Source organism: Pseudomonas sp. (assembly GCF_048265905.1).
GTDB lineage: Bacteria > Pseudomonadota > Gammaproteobacteria > Pseudomonadales > Pseudomonadaceae > Aquipseudomonas.
The window spans coordinates 36657-54810 of sequence record NZ_JBLXAP010000018.1 but is presented as its reverse complement, the minus strand read 5'-3'; the positions used below and the strand labels follow the sequence as shown (position 1 = coordinate 54810).

Genomic DNA, 18154 nt, shown 5'->3' with positions numbered 1-18154 from the left:
GATTTTTTGCTGCTCTGGAGTCAGCGCCTTACTTTTAGGCGTCACGCCTGTTCGCTCTTGCTGGAGCTGATCGACCCAACGACGCAGAGCTGTCTCACCAATACCCAGTGAGCGACTGGCCTCGATGAAGCTGTAGTTTTGCTTGAGCACGAGATCAGCAGCCTCGCGTTTGAATTCAGGGGAAAAGGTACGGCGTTGCTTGGTCATATGACACCTCGTTCTGACGAGTATTCTCGCCTAAATGGGTGTCCGGTTTCATTAGACCACTACATGGGCTATCTCACTGCGATGGAGCTTGAGCTGCGAAACTTAACACCTGTCCAACCGCCCCGGAACAGACCAGTACTGCTCAATCTACAGGCTAGCATCAAGCACACACCATCAAATTAGATGCCCCCTTAACGACCGCTCTTACCTCTGGCGTACACGCCGGTCCAGTCAAGCAGCGGCCGCAATGGGGAGGGTCAACAGATTATGGCGAGCAGTCTCTTCGGGCTGTTCTGACAAAAAGGAACTGAATCGTGAACGCAACCAACGCTCACCCGGATCACTGTGAGCAGCCCCTCTCCAGACCATCGATAGCTCTTGTTGAGGCAGCGTAATTGGTACGGCTTCCGCTCTCAAACCGCACAAGCCAGACATTGCCTGAGCCACATACTCCGGCACTATTGCGATCATGTTGCTGTCTTCGAGCAACATGGGTAAGGCGCTGAACTGCGGCACTGCAAGAACGACTTTACGTTGCTGTCCAAGCGAATGGAGGGTCCGATCGACATTCTCGATAATATTGCCCATGGACGACACAACGGCATGGGGCCGGCGGCAGAATTCTTCCAAGTTCAGTGCGCCAGCCTGAGAGTCAGCCCGCAGCAACATCGGGTGAATCGACCGCAAATGTTTACTCCGCGCGTTGGCTGGCAGTTGCAATGTATGGCTGATGCCAAGGGAAATCTCCCCGGATGTAAGCAACTGGGGCAGTTGCCATTGATCGACGCGGCGTACTACAAGCCTTATGTTCGGTGCATCAACGCGTATGCGGCGCAGCAAAGAGGGTAGCAAGGCGTATTCGATGTCATCAGAAAGACCGACATGAAACGAGGCTTCACTAGTTGTGGGCTCGAACGTCTGACTCTTGCCTAGCGCAGCAGCAATACTGTCGAGTGCAGGCGTCAGGTTGGAGAATATCTCTTGGGCGCGTGATGTAGGCTCCATTACTCGCCCGGTGCGAATGAACAAGGGGTCGTCGAACAGGTGACGTAGGCGCCCCAAGGCAGCGCTGATTGCCGGCTGTCCTAGGAAGAGTTTCTCGCCGACACGGCTGACATTTCGCTCGTGCATCATGGTTTCGAAAACTACCAGCAGACTGATATCAGCCCGACGCAACTCATTTCTGTTCATCATATTAGGACCTACGCTGAGTTTTACGTTTTTTGAATGTTGCCTGGTCAGAGTGTGAGGCAACGCTGCTAGGACGTAGTATTGCCGTCTTGATTAACAATGGGGTAGTGTCGCTCTGCAGCTAGCTGTGTCGCGAAATGGAGAACGCCGGATTGAACCTTGAAGACCTGCAGACATTTGTTGAGGTCGCTGATGCTGGCGGAATTTCACCCGCCGCGCGCCACCTGGGGGTCTCCAAGTCAATCGTCAGTCGGCGACTTTTCCGACTTGAAGCAGACCTTGGCATTCAGCTTCTCGCACGTACCACCCGCGGTGCTGCGCTCACAGAAGCTGGTATTACATTTCGGGAACATGCGGCCCGAGCCTGCGCCGAGATTGAGGCAGCCAGGGAAACGATTCTGCCCACCGGTGATCTTCGTGGACGATTGCGGGTCGCCGTCCCGCTCTCCTCTGGCCCGATACACTTCGCTCCTGTGCTTGCTGAAATGGCACGCCGCCACCCGCGTCTTCAGATTGATGCGGCCTACAGTGATCGTTTCGTCGACTTGGTCGCGGAAGGCTTCGATTGTGCGATCCGGGTCGGAGCCCTTCGCGACTCGAACCTCTTGGCAAAACGAGTGGGCCAGATGTACGGCAAGCTCGTCGCCAGTCCTGACTACATCAGGGAGCATGGATCACCCGAGACGCCGGACGAACTCGCCGCTCACCAAGCCTTACTGGGCGCAGAAAGCTGGCGGTTCATGGATGGAGAGAATGTCATCACCGTGCAGCCGCAAGGTCGCTTCAAGAGCGACAATGGCGCGGCGCTTGCGGGTGCCGCAGCAGCAGGACTCGGTATTGCGTGGCTCCCCGATTGCGTGACCTATGAGTATTTGGCGTCCGGCGCGCTCGTTCCGGTCATGACTCGCTATCCACTACCGGTAGGTGGCGTTTACATCGTACGGCCGCCTAGCGCGCACCCTGCGCAAAAAGTACGCATCTTCTCAGAGTTAATGATCGAATCATTTGAAAGCAATCCGCCTTTTACGGATGCGATAGCCAAGGTGCTAGCGGCACGCAGCGTTATATCGCGCTGATTACTATCGAACAGCGCATACAGCCACTGCTATGTCCTACTCAGAAGGTCTACCCAGAGCGGCCGAGGTGCCACACGCGCACAACACATTGTGTTTAGAGTTCCCACCTACATCTTGTATCGGGCAATCCTAATGTGATGTAGGTTTTCGAAATAAATGCGACTAGCGCTTACCTTCCTTATTAAGAGTGCTGTTTAGGAGCTTCCCAAAGGAAGCTCCAAACAGAAATGAACTTAATTTCAGGCGTGTAGCTTGGATGCGATACGAGCAACGTGCTCGCCCTGATGGCGTGCGATTTCCAGCTCACGGTCATCTGGCTGCCGAGAACCATCGCCACCGGCAATGGTAGAGGCACCATAAGGCGTACCTCCTCCCCCTTTCGAGATGTCGAACATTGCTGGGCTGGTATAGCCGATTGGCACGATGATCATTCCGTGATGAGCAAGTGTGGTCCAGGTGGAGGCAATGGTCATTTCCTGGCCACCACCCGTTCCGGTTGAGGTAAACACGCTGGCGACCTTTCCAGCCAGAGCGCCCTTGGCCCAGAGGCCGCCTGTACGGTCGAGGAAGTTGCGCATTTGTCCGGACATATTGCCGAAGCGCGTCGGAGTGCCAAATATGATTGCATCGAAATTGGCCAGCTCCGACGGCTCTGCCTCTGGCGCACTCTGATGGGTCTTGCCGCCTGCTGCAGCGAAGGCCTCAGGGCTCATTGTTTCAGGAACCCGCTTTACCACAACCTCAGTTCCTGGAACGCTGCGCGCACCTTCGGCGACCTTGTTCGCCATGGTCTCAATGTGGCCATACATCGAGTGATAGAGCACTAAAACTTTAGCCATTGTTAGTTCCTCATTGTGTGAATTTACGCTGCTTGGAACACCCGCGATTCGGGTGTAGATCTACTTTGTTTGCCCTCAAAGCTTGAACTCTGAGGCTGTGTTGAACTGATCGACATCAACCTGCGCCGACCGAAGCGAACCGCATGGATAGGCTTTCAAAATATCGTTTTATGTCGCTGCACTGAGGCTAATAATTATGGAGTGCTGACTTGTGCAGTTTGCTGGGTTGAAGAACTAAGTGAGGATGCCCGCAACCGGGTATTAGGTGTATTCAGCCTTCGCCAGGTTTGCGGCGACAAGCCTGTTTCGCGTCTGAATACACGGCAAAAGTGCGACTGGTCGCAGAATCCATGACCCAGCGCAACGTCGCTCAAGGAGTGCGTCGAACAGAGCATAAATCGCCGCGCCGCCTCCACACGTGCGGCGGCCACATACATCAACGGTGTTATGCCGGTCGTCTGTTTGAATACATGCGAAAAATGACTGACGCTCAAACCCAGTAACGACGCAAGTTCAGTCGTCCGTATACACTTGTCGATATGCTCATTTATGAATGTGTCTACACGCGATATCTGCCAGCGGGGCAGCCCCCCTCTGTGTTTATGCGGCGAATGTTCGCGTTGATTGTCGACCGCCAGCAAGGCGATCGCCTGATTAAGATAAGTCGAGGCGATGTCGGGATCACGGTGAATGGTCTGCTCCGTTTCGATCAGCAACGTCAACAGTTGCCTCGCCTGTTTAACGCGCTCAGTGCGACTGGTCGCGGTGTTGTCCAGTGAGTGACTTGTGCTGATATTACCGCTCATGGCTCACGCTCCTTGACAGGGATCAAATCAAGATCACTCGTGGTACCCGGCACCATGAGCAGCACAAAATGGCTGGATCGCGCGTTCTCACCGTCACCGGGAGTAGCGATAAATTCGGGCTTGCGCATAGTGCACTCTAGGTTATTCAGCTTTGTTGATATAAACAGCGATCAGCATATCGGGCACAAATCCCTAGAGTCCGGGGTGTTTTGCCAAACTAGGACGTCTTCTTCAGAGTTTCCCTAAGCCGATGAGGTAAAGAACTGGCAGGTGAAAAGTTCTTTACTAGATTGGGAGCTTCATACGCTCAGGCACACGTATTTAATCTCAAGATAGTCTTCGATACCGTATTTGGAGCCTTCACGGCCCAAGCCCGAGGCCTTGATGCCTCCGAACGGTGCGACTTCATTGGAAACAAGACCGGTGTTGACACCGACCATGCCGTATTCCAAGGCTTCCGCAACACGGAACACACGGCTCAGGTCACGCGCATAGAAGTACGAGGCCAGACCGAACTCGGTGTCGTTCGACATCGCGATTACTTCAGCTTCGTCTTTGAAGCGAAACAGCGGCGCCAGTGGGCCGAAAGTCTCTTCCCTCGCCACGGCAGCGTTGTTTGGCACGTTGGTCAGGATGGTCGGCTCAAAGAAGTTGCCTTCCAAAGACTTGCCGCCGGAAAGCACGGTGGCACCTTTTGAAACGGCGTCCGCGATATGTTCTTTAACCTTGCCCACGGCTTTTTCGTCGATCAGCGGGCCAGTGGTGATGCCGTCTTCCAGACCATTGCCGATCTTGAGTTTTGCCACCGCTACTTTCAGCTTCTCGGCAAACGCGTCGTAGACCGAGTCCTGAATGTACAGGCGGTTGGCGCAGACGCAGGTCTGACCGTTGTTGCGGTACTTCGAAATGATCGCGCCTTCAACGGCCTTATCCAGGTCCGCGTCGTCGAACACGATGAACGGTGCATTACCGCCCAGCTCCAGAGACACTTTCTTGATGTCTTTGGCGCATTCAGCCATTAACTGGCAACCGACTTCGGTCGAGCCTGTGAAAGACAATTTACGCACGATCGGGTTGCTGGTCAGCTCGCTACCAATATTACCGGCGCTGCCGGAGACCACGTTGAACACGCCAGCAGGAACGCCTGCACGCTGGGCCAGTTCAGCCAGAGCAAAAGCCGAGAATGGAGTTTGCGAAGCCGGCTTGAGCACCATGGTGCAACCGGCGGCCAGCGCTGGGCCGGCTTTACGGGTGATCATCGCGGCCGGGAAGTTCCACGGGGTGATTGCAGCGGTAACACCGATCGGCTGCTTGATCACGATCAAGCGCTTGTCTGGCTGATGGCCTGGAATCACGTCACCGTAGATGCGCTTGGCTTCTTCGGCGAACCATTCGATGAAGGAAGCGGCATGGACGATTTCGCCCTTGGCCTCGGCCAATGGCTTGCCTTGTTCTAGGGTCATCAAGCGAGCGAGGTCGTCCTGGTTCTCGATGATCAGTTCGAACCAGCGACGCAGCTTGTTCGCACGTTCTTTGGCGGTCAGTGCACGCCATGCGGGCAGCGCTTTTTCAGCTGCCTCGATGGCGCGGCGGGTTTCGGCAGCGCCCATTTTCGGCACGTTGCCCAGAATTTCACCCGTTGCCGGGTTGTTGACTTTGATTGTTTGACCATTGTCCGCATCAACCCACGTGCCATTAATAAAGGCTTGCTGGCGGAACAGCTGAGTGTCTTTGAGTTGCATGATGACCTCCGATTTCAGGACAGAAAGACTGGCGACACTGCAATGCCGCCATAAGAAAAACGAATCTTGAGAGATCAGACCAGAGCACTTCTTCTTTTGAGCTCACTGTTGAGAATGAAGTCATTTTCCGAGTAGTCCACCGGACAGTCGATCACGTGCACGCCCGGCTCGCTGGTGCAACGCTGCAACAGTGGCAGGAAGCCGTCGGCGCTTTCCACCCGATGCCCCTTGGCGCCGTAGCTTTGTGCATACATGACAAAGTCAGGGTTGCCGTAGTCCAGGCCAAAATCGGTGAAGCCCATGTTTGCCTGCTTCCAGCGAATCATGCCGTAGCCGTCGTCGCGCAGGATGATTACCGTCAGGTTCATCTTCAGGCGTACCGCTGTCTCCAATTCCTGGCTATTCATCATGAAACCACCATCACCACACACTGCGACTACCGGTCGATCCGGGCAGACCAGATGCGCAGCCATCGCCGATGGCAGACCTGCGCCCATGCTCGCTAGAGCGTTGTCCAATAAAACAGTGTTGGGTTTGTGGGCCTTGTAGTTGCGCGCGAACCAGATTTTGTAGATGCCATTGTCCAGCGCGACGACGCCTTCGGATGGCAAGGCACGGCGGACGTCAGCGACGAAGCGCTGCGGGTAGATCGGGAAGCGGTTGTCGCAAGCGCCCTCGATAATCTGTGCTTCGTTGGCTTCCCGGATCGCCATCAACCGGCTGAAGTCCCAATGTTCCTGTATTTGCAGCGCTTCGCCGATCTGCCACACGGCGTTGGCGATGTCACCGACCACTTCGATTTGCGGAAAGTACACTGGGTCAACTTCGGCCGAGCGGAAGTTGATGTGGATTACTTCGGTACCACCTAGGGCCATAAAAAACGGCGGCTTTTCGATAACATCGTGGCCGATGTTGACGATCAGATCGGCGGCCTCGACGGCGCGATGAACGAAGTCGCCAGCGGACAGCGCGGCATTACCGAGAAAGCGCGAATGGCGCTCATCTACTACACCCTTGCCCATTTGCGTTGTAACAAACGGGATACCGGTATTGTCGATCAGTTGCTTGAGAACCTTGGCAGTCATCTTGCGATTGGCACCGGCACCAATCACCAGGATAGGACTGCGTGCGGCCTGCAGTTTCTGTACGGCGGCTTCGATCGCTTTGTGCTCTGCCAAAGGGCGACGGTGAAGACTTGGCGGGACAGGTGTGCTCTCGGTCTGTTCGGCAGCGATGTCTTCAGGTAACTCCAGATGCACAGCGCCTGGCTTCTCTTCTTCAGCCAGACGAAAGGCTTCACGCACCCGCGATGGAATGTTGTCGGCGGACGCCAATTGGTGAGTGTACTTGGTCAGAGGCTGCATCATGCCGACCACATCCAGAATCTGGAATCGGCCCTGTTTGGACTTCTTGATCGGTTTCTGGCCCGTGATCATAAGCATCGGCATACCACCCAGGTACGCATACGCACCCGCGGTTACCAGATTAGTCGCTCCCGGTCCCAAGGTAGCGAGGCTAACGCCGGCCTTGCCGGTCAGCCGGCCATAGGTGGCCGCCATGAAACCTGCGGACTGCTCATGGCGAGTCAATATCAGCTTGATACTGGAGCGGCGCAATGACTCCAGCAGGTCCAGGTTTTCTTCACCGGGAATACCGAACACGTACTTAACACCTTCGTTCTCCAGGCATTGCACAACGACATCAGCGGCCTTGGTCATTTCTTCACCTCAATATCTGTGAGCGCCTGCGCGCAATTCAAAACGTTTCATCGGCGATAAGCGATATTTCACACCGATGGCGATACGGTCGCATCAGCCTAACCGCGGTGGTCCAACTCCGGCCGAGCGAATTAGTCAGTACTCACCTGCCTGTTTTTCCGACAACGGCCAATTAACGCCCACAAACCGCCTACGACACGGGTACTACCTAGCCAAAGATGCTGTTTTGAACAGCATCTTCTCCTGTAGTAAAAGCGGCGCCCTCAATGTGGTAGACCGTCGGTTCTTCCGAGAAGTATTCCTCTAAACTTGCCATGAACACCTGATGGTCTTCACTCGCTTCGAAGCCCTTGTGGTGTTCAAGTGATTGCCAGCGCACGATCAGATTCAATAGCTCGGGCGTCTCTATCCCTTGGGCGAGCATGTGACCGCCGTAACCCTTGGCGCGGCTGAGCAAAGGCGTGACCTCTGCAAAGGCATGTCTGAAGCTTTCAATGTGTTCTTTGTGAACGGGCAGCAGAGCGATTTCATAAATCATGGGGCATTTCCTCGAATCGAGTTAAAGGGTTTAAACATTCGAGCTGACGAGATGAGCGTTTGGATCGACTGCAATTGCGATTTTTCCCTTGAGACCGTTGTTGCGGCTCTCCAGTCGGGCATGGGCAAGCCCAATACCAGCAAGCGAGTAGATCGCGCCAAGATGTGGTCGCAGCTGACCGCGCTCGACCAATGCGCTTAACTCATCAAGCTTGCCGCGGTTCTGCCTGGTGAAAACGAAGTGATAACTGGCGTTCTTACCCCAGGCCTGCACTAGATTTTGTGGCTCGGCAATGTCCACAATTGAGACCACGCGGCCAAGTTGGGCGAGCGCGTCGGGGCTACGCGTCAAAGTGTTGCCGCCGATGGTGTCGAGCACCACATCGACTCCGTTGCCACCTGTTTCCCGCAGGATGGCATCGACGTAATCCTCTTTCTCGTAGTCGATGAGCACATCGGCACCCATGCTTCTGGCGAACTCAAAGTTTTCTTCGCGCACGGTGGTGAACACCTTGGCGCCCAAGGCTTTTGCTAGCTGGATCGTCACATGACCGACGCCTCCTGCGCCGCCGTGTATCAGAATACTTTCGCCGACTCTGAGCGCCGCACGCACGACCAATGCTTCCCATGCTGTCCCTCCAACCAGGGTCAGGCTGGCCGCCTCGAGATGGCTCAGCGTCGAAGGCTTCTTGCCGATGATGCTTTCGGCAGCAACGTGGTACTCGGCATAACTTCCAGGGCCATCAAAAATTTGCGGGGTGTACCAGACTTCGTCGCCTGGCACGAAGCTCGTCACGCCCGGCCCAACCGCTTCGACAACGCCAGACACGTCATGCCCGGTAATGGCCGGCAGTGGCACATAATCGGAATAATCGCCACGTCGGACCTGGAAATCCAACGGATTGATGGAGGTTGCGTGAACCCGGACCAGGACTTGTCCCGCGTGTGGCACTGGCTTGGGCACGTCGCTCAGCTCAAACGAATCTGGGCCACCAAATGATTTAAGTATCATTGCTTTCATTTAAAACACCTCACATCGCAAAGGAATATTGGGTACCCAGATGTCCTGTAGTGTTCAGGCTGGTTGTTTATGCAAGGGCTTGAAGTGACTCGGGCAGGACCTGGCCACCGTCGATAATCAGGCTTTGCCCCGTGATGTAGCCGGCTTCGCGGCTGGCAAAGAACAGGGCTGCGCTCGCAACGTCTTCCGGAGTGCCCAGGCGCTTGAGCGGAATGGATGCCGCAACGCCCGTTTGGTACTCAGTATCCACGTCGAGGAAGCCTTCAGTGACGATGTTGCCAGGTAGTACCGCATTGACGGTGATGCCGTCTTTGGCCAACTCGATCGCTGCAGTACGCATGAATCCCAACTGCGCTGCTTTACTCGCGCCGTAATGAACCCAACCAGGAGACCCGGTAATGGGACCGGTAATTGATGAGGTGAGGATCACCCGACCGTACTCTGCACGTCGAAGGAGGGGCAGAGCGGCTTGCACACATAGGAATGTGCCTTTGGCATTGGTTCCCATCACCTGATCCCAATCTGCTTCTAATAGGTTTTCCAATGCAGAACTTGGAAAAATGCCAGCATTGCAGCAAAGCACATCGAGGCCGCCATACATCTCCTCCAGGGCGCGCATCATAGCCGCCACACAAGCTGCGTCAGCCACATCTGTTGCTAGCCCCTGTACTTGCAACCCCTCAGCACGCATACCGGCAGCGACCGCTTCGATCTTGTCTGCGTTGCGGGCGGTAATCAGGACTCTTGCACCCTGAATAGCAAACTGTCTGGCAATTCCAAGACCTATGCCGCTGCTTGCACCGGTGACCAAGACACTCTTGCCACCTAAGGACGAGAACATGTGTGCAGCTCCTATCAGATGAGGGGGGGATTGATAGTTTAGTTAAGTCATCACGGACGACTTGACCGTTGAGTACATTTTTGTATTTAGCGGTCAAGTCAGAGGAAAAAAAGTTCTGCTTCTTCCTCGCCAGTCAACGACTTGTCTTGATGAGTCAAGCATTGACCCACGCTACTTGGCTGACTTGATTTGCCCTCCCAATCAACGGGAAACGGGTATGGCGCACCACTGCGCAAGGCTGTCTGGCAGGCCTCCTTCCGACAGATGGGGGGCTGTCGATGCTTGTGAGCCGATTCATGCCCAGACTTGGTGCATTTCATACTGGAATGAAGCGCTCGACGTGGGGCCATCCGAGGTGTATTTGGACGTGACGCATATCGGGGGCGCTGGAAACATGCGCGGCACTTGCAAAGAGGCCACTGGTCGTTCATCAGGCAGAATGTATCGTGTGTTGTTAAGCTTAATTACAGCTGTCCTCAGTGCTCGCTCCGGACGAATGGCATGAAATCTGCTTCTTATGCTGTGCTTGTAAGAACCGTCTTAACGCCCCATTTAGCGACTGTGTGAGAGGTTTTCATGCAATTTGACACTACACGGCGACTCGCCGATCCGCTGCAATCAATCGGAGTTCTCAGTTCGGCCGCAACGGGTCTGACTGAGTTTATCCAGCAGAAAGGTGGAGACGCAGACCGAATCTTTGGTCATGCGGGGTTCGATCCAGAACATCTGCAGCATCCCACCTTGAGTCTGGATCTTAAGCAGTATTGCGCAGTTTTCGAGGAGGCCGCTCGCCAGACTCAAGATGATAATTTTGGTTTGCGATACGGCAACCAATTCAAGCCTGACTGCCTGGGTATGCTCGGATATGTCGGCATATGTTCGGAAACTCTTGGAGACGCGTTGCGCAACGTAGTAAAGGTTTTCCCGGTACATCAGCAAGGCAGTCTGCTGCGACTTGAGGTGGATGGCGAATGGTGTCGGCTTGAGTACCAGGTTCAGTACGGTGCAATTTTTCGTAAGCGTCAGGACGCTGAGTTGTCTATGGGGATGTTCACCAACTTGATGCGCCACTCCCTCGGGCAAAAGTGGGCACCTGAGCGGGTTTATTTCGAGCACCCTCAGCCAGAGGCCTGGCACGAGCACTGTAAGGTCTTCGATGCCCCGGTCTTCTTTGGTCAGCCTTGTAATTCACTGGTGTTCAGGAGGGGCGTGCTAGAGAAAACCATGCCCGATCATAATAGTCGCCTTTTAGCCATCGTCATGGAAAGCATGGACCTGTTGGCGCACCAATGGGGTGAGCGGCGAGGGGAGCATGGCATCATTAATGATGTTCAGGCGCAGATCCGAATCCAGTTGGCCGATGGTGAGCCTAGCCTTGAACAAGTGGCAGATAGACTGAATGTTACAACCTGGAGCTTGCAGCGTCGGCTTGGTGAGAAGGGGTTAAACTTCTCGAGTTTGGTTGAGACCGTGCGCCAAGAACTTGCTCAGTATTACTTGACTCGGACAAACGTGCCTATTTCGGAGCTCGCGCTTCTACTTGGATATTCGGAGACCAGTGCTTTCTCGCGCGCTTTCCGGCGATGGCATGGAGCGAGTCCTAAACAGTGGCGTAAGTCAGACTTATAATTTTTCTGCTCCCAGAGTACGGTTGGTATCTCCTCCGTGCTGCAACGCAAATTCCATCCCCCAAAAGCGCTCAAGATCAGGTGGTTTTACTCTCTCCCGTATTGCGCAACGGCGCGGAATGGGGGCAAGCGGTTATCACCAGTGGCTTTCTTAGGATTACCCATTTTCGCGCGTAAAATTTCAGCGAGTGGCGACCTAGATGAGTTCATTCTTCAAATATCGCCCGCATAAGTTAACACTCTGCTGTGCCCAGTTTGGACCTAGGTTACGTACTTGCCGGGTGTCAGCGTGAGTTCCGGTCCAGGCTAGAAGCTGGATCCGCCGTTGAATTATGAAGGTCGGGATCATGTCGATGTCGTGTTCACTCAAACGGGTAACCGCCGCATAACCGGCCAGCCAGTGTTCGATCCAATCATTCAGTCGCTCATGGTGTTCGTAAAAGCTCACGGCCGAAGCCAGATCATGCATGTACCAGCCAAAACCGCAGTCATCAAAATCGATCACATGGGTCTGCTCATGATGGACCAGCAGATTGGCCAATCGCAGATCGGCATGAATCAAACCGTAACGCTTATCGTCCTGCCCATAGCTTGCCAGTTCGTGATCCACGCGTTGCAACACCTCCTCAATCAGACCGAACGCGTTGCTGTCCAGATTGACCGCATCTCGCCAGTTTCCCCAGTGTCCCTTGGGGCCGACCATACTTTGGTGATCCCAGACAATTCGGCGAAAATCGGCTGGGCGCTTCCATCGCTGGCTGTGCTGATGCAGCTTTGCAGTAATAGCGCCTAGCCGCATGAAGGCGCTGACATCGATATCTGCTGTGGGCTCGGTCCCGTTGACCCAATTGAACAGCACCATATTGAGTTCTTTGCCGACACCCACCTCAGCATGCTGCACATAGTGCCCATCAAGACCAATGATGGGGCGCGGGACTCGAATGCCTGATGCTTGCAGAGCGCTCAGCCAGTCCAGCTCGCTCTCGATATCGGCCTTTTGGTGATAACCCAGCTTGTGCACGCGCAAGGCATAGCGATGCCCGCCCGGCGTATCAACACGATAAGTAGCGTTCTCTGAGTGACACATTAGCGTGACTTGCCCTTGTACATGGGGCGGGTAGCAAAGGGCGAGCGTGCGAATCGCCACATCGTGCAGGGTCTGAAGGCCGATTTCTTCTTGTTTTGCAGTGCTCATATGTCAGCTCCAGCGTGTTCTGATGAAAAGTCAGCATCAGGATGGAGAGACTGTCGTGGATGTGCTTGACCTTGGGAGGAGTGAATCTGACAGCAGAGGACAATTACAAGATCCAAGGCTAGAAGTTGACTGCAGCGCAGATAACGAATCTGCCAAGGTCAAGTCGCGCGAAGAAACCAGCGGCACTATTTCCAACACGCATCTGATGCGTGGATGCCGCTTCCAGCACTTCTTTGCACGCCTAGCGAGGCCGTTCACCATGTTGAAAACCAACGCTTTTTCCCAGGAAAGCAGTAACACACTCTCGCCGCACACCCGCGAGATGATCGAGCGTCGGCGGCGTTTGCTCGGTCCAGGCTATCAACTGTTCTATCAGAACCCGCTGCACCTGGTTCGTGGTGAGGGTGTCTGGGTCTACGATGTCGAAGGGCAGCGCTATCTGGACGTCTATAACAACGTGCCGTCAGTCGGGCATTGCCACCCGCATGTCGTCGATGCCTTGTGTCGCCAGGCACGCCTGCTGAATACGCACACCCGTTACCTGGATGACAACATTCTGGATTTCGCAGAAAAATTGTTGGGAACCATGCCCGGCGAGCTAAGCCAGGCGATGTTTACCTGCACGGGCAGCGAGGCCAATGATCTGGCTGTGCGTATCGCTCGCGACTATACCGGCGGCACCGGTGTGATCGTTACGAGTTACGCCTACCACGGACTCACCTCCAGCATTGCTGAACTGTCTTCCTCGCAGTTTGCGCAGATCGCGACGAGCCGCGATGTGCGTACGGTTGCGGCACCGCGACATGACCCGCAAAACCCAGAGGAAGTTGGCCGACGGTTTGCCGCTGACGTACGTGCGGCCCTGGCCGATATGCGCCACCACGGTATCAAGCCAGCGGCCCTTTTACTGGATTCATTCTTCACCAGTGACGGCGGCTTCTTCGATCCGCCCGGTTTCCTGCGCGAAGCCGTCGAGGTTGTGCGAGAGGCCGGCGGCCTGTATATCGCCGACGAAGTCCAGCCGGGCTACGGGCGATCAGGGCGTCATATGTGGGGCTTTCAGTGTCATGGTCTGGTCCCGGACATCGTCACCTTGGGCAAGCCAATGGGCAACGGTCACCCAATGGCGGGCATCACCATCAAGCCGCAAATCCTCCAGCGTTTCGCCAACGAGTCCGGCTATTTCAACACCTTTGCCGGCAACCCGGTTTCGTCTGCTGTCGGGTTGGCGGTACTGGAGGTGATCGAGCAGGAAAACCTTATCGTCAATGCCCACGAGTCCGGCATGCTCATGCTCGATGGTCTTAAGCACCTAGCCACACGCCACAAGGTTATCGGTGATGTTCGTGGCAAGGGGTTGTACCTCGGCGTCGACTTCACTACCCCAGATGGCACGCCTGATGCCTCGACCGCTGCAAAAGTGGTCAATGGTCTGCGAGAGGAACACGTGCTGATCGGTGCTGCCGGTCCACACATCAATACCCTCAAAATCCGGCCACCGTTGGTATTTCAGTCTGAGCACGCAGAGATTTTCCTGGACAGCTTGGCGCGAGTCCTCGAGCGACTCTGATCGGCGCAGCTGCGCTCGATAATCACAAGAACAATGTCATGGAGAAAACCATGATCTATGCCAAACCCGGAACCCCCGATGCTGCCATCAAACTCAAGACACGGTATGGCAACTACGTCGGTGGCGAATTCGTTGCACCGGTCAACGGCCTGTATTTTACCAACACCAGCCCGGTCGACGGCTCGCTGATTAGTGAATTTCCCCGATCCAGTAGAGAAGATATCGAACTGGCTCTGGATGCGCCCATGCTGCCGCCGACGCCGGGGCTAGGGAGCTCTGACAAAACACGCGGCCACTGGCGCGTGTAGTGCTTATGTGCATGCTGGGGTTGAACCAGCCTTTAATGGGGCTTGGTCTAGCTCCGCGTCTCGACCCGCACTACAGCGAGCCAGGTTGAAGGTCGCGGATATGGACGTGATCGAGGCGAGCTAGGCATTCGTCTCATAAGCTTGGGTGGTCGCCAGTCACTCGAGCTTCCCCCGGAAAAGGTCTGTGCAAATGGTTCCGGTATTACCCTGGTCACCCGTCGGCGCCTCGGCTCCGGTTGTTTGCATCAACGCTATTTACGAGTTGCAGCGCATCAATTGATCCTGCGCTGGGATTACGTGCCTCGGCGGTGCTGAAGGAAGCTGCCCGTCTGAGTTCACGAAGTATGTGCTCCATTCAATCACGGCGGTGATGAAGAAGGTGTCAGTTGGCGAGATGGGCAGGTCACAACCCCGAATGGTTTCAAGCAGACCTATGTCGAAGGTAGCTGGGTTGGTACCGCCGGTAATCCCGCTTTCGGCGGGCGAGAAATGCCGAAATATGTTCACCGTCTGTCTTGATGAAATGCTCTACGCTACCAACTGCCGTTTCGCGTTGTACCCGGCGCTTGGCCGTGGTGCTTGCCTAGCACTCGATGCTCATGGTGATCTGACCCTGAAAGAGCACTATTTGCCAGCAATGTATAGCGGCGATGCTCAGGTTTGGAACAACCCAGGGCGCCTGTTGGGCGCCACTAGGGTCGTGTTAGCGCCCTTTGCTGCACCCATCTGAAAGAGCCCTATATTTTAAAGCTTGGATTTTTCCAGACGAATCTATGTATTTCATTGTTCGGTCTACTAGTTTGCAGACAGGGGTTTTGGGGGTCGATATAGATAGAACCCTCACTATGTCAAGTTGTGCCCCATATTTATAATTTGTCGGGGCGCTTTCAGCGAGCGCGCCATAAGATAAGAGCACGCCAAGGCTGGCGAAAATGATGTTTGCTGGTTTTCTGATTTTCTTGCTGGTCATATCTTGACTCCGAATAGCTGTAAAAATGTTTGGGTGTCTCCAAGGGAAGGCGAGGTGCCAACTAATTCTCGGAGTAAGCGACATGGGGTACTCGATTTCCTGGAGTTTTTGCCACTGCTTGGTGCGGTCAAAAGATCGTAATCTGCGATCTGTGCCTATTTAGGTTGATCGCAATAAGATCAGCCACACTGAACCGCTGAATTTGATCTGACAGTCGTGGACTTCAACGCTGGACTGTCAGATCAAATCGCGATCACTACAAATTAGCGACATCAACTTGCGGCACGACGGCAATCGCGATTTTCCCTCGAAGGCCGTTGTTACGGCTCTCCAGCCGGGCATGGGCAAGGCCAATATCGGCAAGCGAGTAGACCGCGCCTACATGTGGTCGCAGCTGACCGCGCTCGACCAATGCGCTCAACTCATCGAGCTTGCCGCGATTTTGTCTGGTGAACACGAAGTGATAACTGGCGTTCTTGCCCCAGGCTTCAACGAGATTTTGTGGCTGTGCAATGTCCACAATCGAGACCACGCGGCCAAGTTGTGCGAGCGCGTCGGGGCTGCGTGCCAATGTGTTGCCGCCGATGGTGTCGAACACCACATCGACTCCGTTGCCACCGGTTTCCCGCAGAATGGCGTCGACGTAATCTTCTTTCTCGTAGTCGATGACCACATCGGCCCCCAGGCTCCGGGCGAACTCAAAGTTTGCTTCGCGCACGGTGGTGAAGACTCTGGCGCCTATGGCTTTTGCCAGCTGGATCGCTACGTGGCCCACACCACCCGCGCCGCCGTGTATCAGAATGCTTTCGCCGACTCGGAGAGCCGCCCGCCCGATCAGGGCCTCCCACACTGTCCCGCCGACCAGGCTTAGACTTGCAGCTTCAAGGTGGCTCAGTGATTGCGGCTTATGCCCGATGATGCTTTCGGCAGCAACGTGGTACTCGGCATAACTGCCTGGGCCATCAAAAATTTGCGGGGTGTACCAGACTTCGTCACCTGGCACGAAGCTCGTCACACCGGGCCCAACTTCTTCGATAACGCCGGACACGTCATGCCCGGTAATGGCCGGCAGTGGGACGTAGTCGGGATAGTCGCCACGTCGTACCTGGTAATCCAACGGATTGATGGAGGTTGCGTGTACCCGGACCAGGACTTGTCCCGCGCCCGGAACGGGCTTGGATACGTCGCTCAGCTCGAACGCTTCTGGGCCACCAAATGATTTAAGTAATTGCGCTTTCATTGTAGATCCTCGTTTCTTTAAAAAGAGATATCGATATTTATCGATATATTAGGGTGGAAAAATTAACGGTTTTCCCTGCGTTTCAGTTCATCTTGAATCGCTGTTTCGGCAAAAAGGGATATAGGGAATAATCGATATGTCCATGTAAATAATTACAGCTCTTTCCTTATCAGCTCGGCAAGAGCGCTGATGTTTGCTTCATTGCGTTTGTAGTAGGTCCACTGCCCAACGCGGCGGACTTCGACCAGACCCACTCGTTGCAGCGTCGCAAGGTAATCGGACACCGTCGATTGCGACAGGCCGACGCCTTCTTGAATACTGCTTACGCAAACGCCCACCGTATGAACATCCCCTTCATCCTGTGGAGGGAAGTTATTCTCCGGATCCTTCAAACCCTTGAGGATTTCAAGGCGCGTGCGGTTGGAGAGGGCTTTGAATATTTCGATTAAGTTCATGGTTATGATGATATCGATGTTTTTCGATATGTCAATACCTTAACCAGTCCATACACATCAGGCATGACCGCGCCCGACGCGATCGCTGCCACCTTAAGCAACTCGTTTGCCTAGAGGAGTTCGGCTGAAGCCACCTTCAGCAATTTGTTCACCGAGTGGTGTGCGGTCGAAGCCATCGTCAGCAACTTGTTCGCCGAGAGGAGTGCGGTCGAAGCCATCGTCAGCAACTCGCTCGCCTAGAGGAGTTCGGCTGAAGCCACCTTCAGAAATTTGTTCACCGAGTGGTGTGCGATCGAAGCCATCGTCAGCAACTCGTTCACCGAGAGGAGTGCGGTCGAAACCATTTTCCGAAACGTTACGGTCGACGGTGGTTGCTTGCTGGACGGTCGCAGCGTTATGCGCTTCACCCTGCAACAGTTGGGAGCTGGATGGCGAAATGGCAAAAGCGGGTGAAACCACGCTGGCCAGAATGACACTTGCTAATAACTTTTTCATGATGTTGTCCTCGATAGGAGTGGGTACGGAACCTATGCTACAGACGAGGACGAGGTGGACAAACGTGAGCTTGTCAATAGTAATATTCGACAAGCCTGATACCGGATTGGGCTTGCCGTTAATTAATTCTTTAACCCAATCTTATTATTCGGTGGGGTTGATAGATAATGGCCTCCATCGTTTGTATTAACAGCGATTTCACTTCGACGTTTAGCTTTATTCAATTCACTCAGTATATTTGTGGCTCGAGTCTAAAATCTTTGGTGAGGCAGGAAGTGCCCCGACTTTCCTCACCGTTTCGCCTCCCTTTGATAA

At 54.6% G+C, this 18154-nt stretch carries 19 protein-coding genes and 1 pseudogene; 6 read left to right on the top strand and 14 right to left on the bottom strand.

What is annotated here, in order from left to right; genetic code table 11:
* A partial coding sequence (locus ACN0UH_RS18255; protein ID WP_417663394.1) for a transposase occupies window positions 1-207 on the bottom strand: 207 nt, incomplete at its 3' end.
* 231 nt (window positions 208-438) lie between these two features.
* A complete protein-coding gene (locus tag ACN0UH_RS18250; protein ID WP_417663393.1) occupies window positions 439-1401 on the bottom strand; it encodes a LysR family transcriptional regulator in 963 nt (320 codons plus the stop codon).
* Between the two features lie 149 nt (window positions 1402-1550).
* On the opposite strand from ACN0UH_RS18250, the gene ACN0UH_RS18245 reads away from it, so the two are divergent.
* Window positions 1551-2474 (top strand): LysR family transcriptional regulator, encoded by a 924-nt coding sequence (locus ACN0UH_RS18245; RefSeq protein WP_417663392.1) that lies wholly within the window; start codon window positions 1551-1553, stop codon window positions 2472-2474.
* A 239-nt stretch (window positions 2475-2713) separates the two neighbouring features.
* Here ACN0UH_RS18245 and wrbA read toward each other — a convergent pair whose 3' ends face one another.
* The 7 genes from wrbA to fabG form a co-directional block, all read right to left on the bottom strand.
* A complete protein-coding gene (wrbA, locus tag ACN0UH_RS18240) occupies window positions 2714-3313 on the bottom strand; it encodes an NAD(P)H:quinone oxidoreductase (protein ID WP_417663391.1) in 600 nt (199 codons plus the stop codon).
* Between the two features lie 194 nt (window positions 3314-3507).
* Window positions 3508-4119 carry a helix-turn-helix domain-containing protein gene (locus ACN0UH_RS18235; RefSeq protein ID WP_417663390.1) on the bottom strand — a complete coding sequence of 204 codons (612 nt, stop codon included), beginning with the start codon at window positions 4117-4119 and terminating at the stop codon, window positions 3508-3510.
* A 299-nt stretch (window positions 4120-4418) separates the two neighbouring features.
* Window positions 4419-5861: an NADP-dependent succinate-semialdehyde dehydrogenase gene (gene gabD, locus ACN0UH_RS18230; RefSeq protein WP_417663389.1), complete on the bottom strand. Its 1443-nt coding sequence runs from the start codon at window positions 5859-5861 to the stop codon at window positions 4419-4421.
* A 74-nt stretch (window positions 5862-5935) separates the two neighbouring features.
* Window positions 5936-7579: an acetolactate synthase large subunit gene (locus ACN0UH_RS18225; RefSeq protein WP_417663388.1), complete on the bottom strand. Its 1644-nt coding sequence runs from the start codon at window positions 7577-7579 to the stop codon at window positions 5936-5938.
* A gap of 208 nt (window positions 7580-7787) precedes the next feature.
* A complete protein-coding gene (locus ACN0UH_RS18220) occupies window positions 7788-8117 on the bottom strand; it encodes an antibiotic biosynthesis monooxygenase family protein (RefSeq protein ID WP_417663387.1) in 330 nt (109 codons plus the stop codon).
* A 30-nt stretch (window positions 8118-8147) separates the two neighbouring features.
* Complete coding sequence (locus ACN0UH_RS18215) at window positions 8148-9137, bottom strand: zinc-dependent alcohol dehydrogenase family protein (RefSeq protein ID WP_417663386.1); 990 nt, start codon at window positions 9135-9137, stop codon at window positions 8148-8150.
* Window positions 9138-9204: 67 nt separating this feature from the next.
* Window positions 9205-9978 (bottom strand): 3-oxoacyl-ACP reductase FabG, encoded by a 774-nt coding sequence (fabG, locus tag ACN0UH_RS18210; RefSeq protein ID WP_417663385.1) that lies wholly within the window; start codon window positions 9976-9978, stop codon window positions 9205-9207.
* 479 nt (window positions 9979-10457) lie between these two features.
* Between fabG and ACN0UH_RS18205 the strand changes: the two genes are divergently transcribed.
* On the top strand, window positions 10458-10565 hold the full coding sequence (locus ACN0UH_RS18205; RefSeq protein WP_417663384.1) for a hypothetical protein: 108 nt from the start codon (window positions 10458-10460) through the stop codon (window positions 10563-10565).
* Window positions 10555-11607 (top strand): AraC family transcriptional regulator, encoded by a 1053-nt coding sequence (locus ACN0UH_RS18200; RefSeq protein ID WP_417663383.1) that lies wholly within the window; start codon window positions 10555-10557, stop codon window positions 11605-11607. Before ACN0UH_RS18205 ends, ACN0UH_RS18200 begins: the two co-directional genes overlap by 11 nt.
* A gap of 195 nt (window positions 11608-11802) precedes the next feature.
* Here the strand turns inward: ACN0UH_RS18200 and ACN0UH_RS18195 are convergent, their stop codons facing one another.
* On the bottom strand, window positions 11803-12801 hold the full coding sequence (locus tag ACN0UH_RS18195) for a phosphotransferase enzyme family protein (RefSeq protein ID WP_417663382.1): 999 nt from the start codon (window positions 12799-12801) through the stop codon (window positions 11803-11805).
* A 55-nt stretch (window positions 12802-12856) separates the two neighbouring features.
* Between ACN0UH_RS18195 and ACN0UH_RS18190 the strand changes: the two genes are divergently transcribed.
* The 3 genes and pseudogenes from ACN0UH_RS18190 to ACN0UH_RS18180 all read left to right on the top strand — a co-directional run bounded on the left by ACN0UH_RS18190 (window position 12857) and on the right by ACN0UH_RS18180 (window position 15409).
* Window positions 12857-14371 (top strand): aspartate aminotransferase family protein, encoded by a 1515-nt coding sequence (locus ACN0UH_RS18190; protein ID WP_417663381.1) that lies wholly within the window; start codon window positions 12857-12859, stop codon window positions 14369-14371.
* Between the two features lie 50 nt (window positions 14372-14421).
* Window positions 14422-14633 (top strand): annotated as a pseudogene (locus tag ACN0UH_RS18185) (aldehyde dehydrogenase); the annotation flags it as partial.
* A 479-nt stretch (window positions 14634-15112) separates the two neighbouring features.
* On the top strand, window positions 15113-15409 hold the full coding sequence (locus ACN0UH_RS18180; RefSeq protein ID WP_417663380.1) for a hypothetical protein: 297 nt from the start codon (window positions 15113-15115) through the stop codon (window positions 15407-15409).
* Here the strand turns inward: ACN0UH_RS18180 and ACN0UH_RS18175 are convergent.
* From ACN0UH_RS18175 to ACN0UH_RS18160, 4 genes are all read right to left on the bottom strand, one after another.
* On the bottom strand, window positions 15383-15649 hold the full coding sequence (locus tag ACN0UH_RS18175; protein WP_417663379.1) for a DUF2790 domain-containing protein: 267 nt from the start codon (window positions 15647-15649) through the stop codon (window positions 15383-15385). The two genes, ACN0UH_RS18180 and ACN0UH_RS18175, sit on opposite strands and share 27 nt — an antisense overlap.
* Before the next feature lie 256 nt (window positions 15650-15905).
* Window positions 15906-16889 (bottom strand): zinc-dependent alcohol dehydrogenase family protein, encoded by a 984-nt coding sequence (locus tag ACN0UH_RS18170; RefSeq protein WP_417663378.1) that lies wholly within the window; start codon window positions 16887-16889, stop codon window positions 15906-15908.
* Between the two features lie 152 nt (window positions 16890-17041).
* The gene (locus tag ACN0UH_RS18165) at window positions 17042-17344 is read right to left on the bottom strand and encodes an ArsR/SmtB family transcription factor (protein WP_087518651.1); all 303 of its coding nucleotides are present in this window, start codon (window positions 17342-17344) and stop codon (window positions 17042-17044) included.
* A 93-nt stretch (window positions 17345-17437) separates the two neighbouring features.
* Window positions 17438-17839, bottom strand: coding sequence for a hypothetical protein (locus tag ACN0UH_RS18160; RefSeq protein WP_417663377.1), 402 nt, complete (start codon window positions 17837-17839; stop codon window positions 17438-17440).
* Window positions 17840-18154 lie beyond the last annotated feature (315 nt).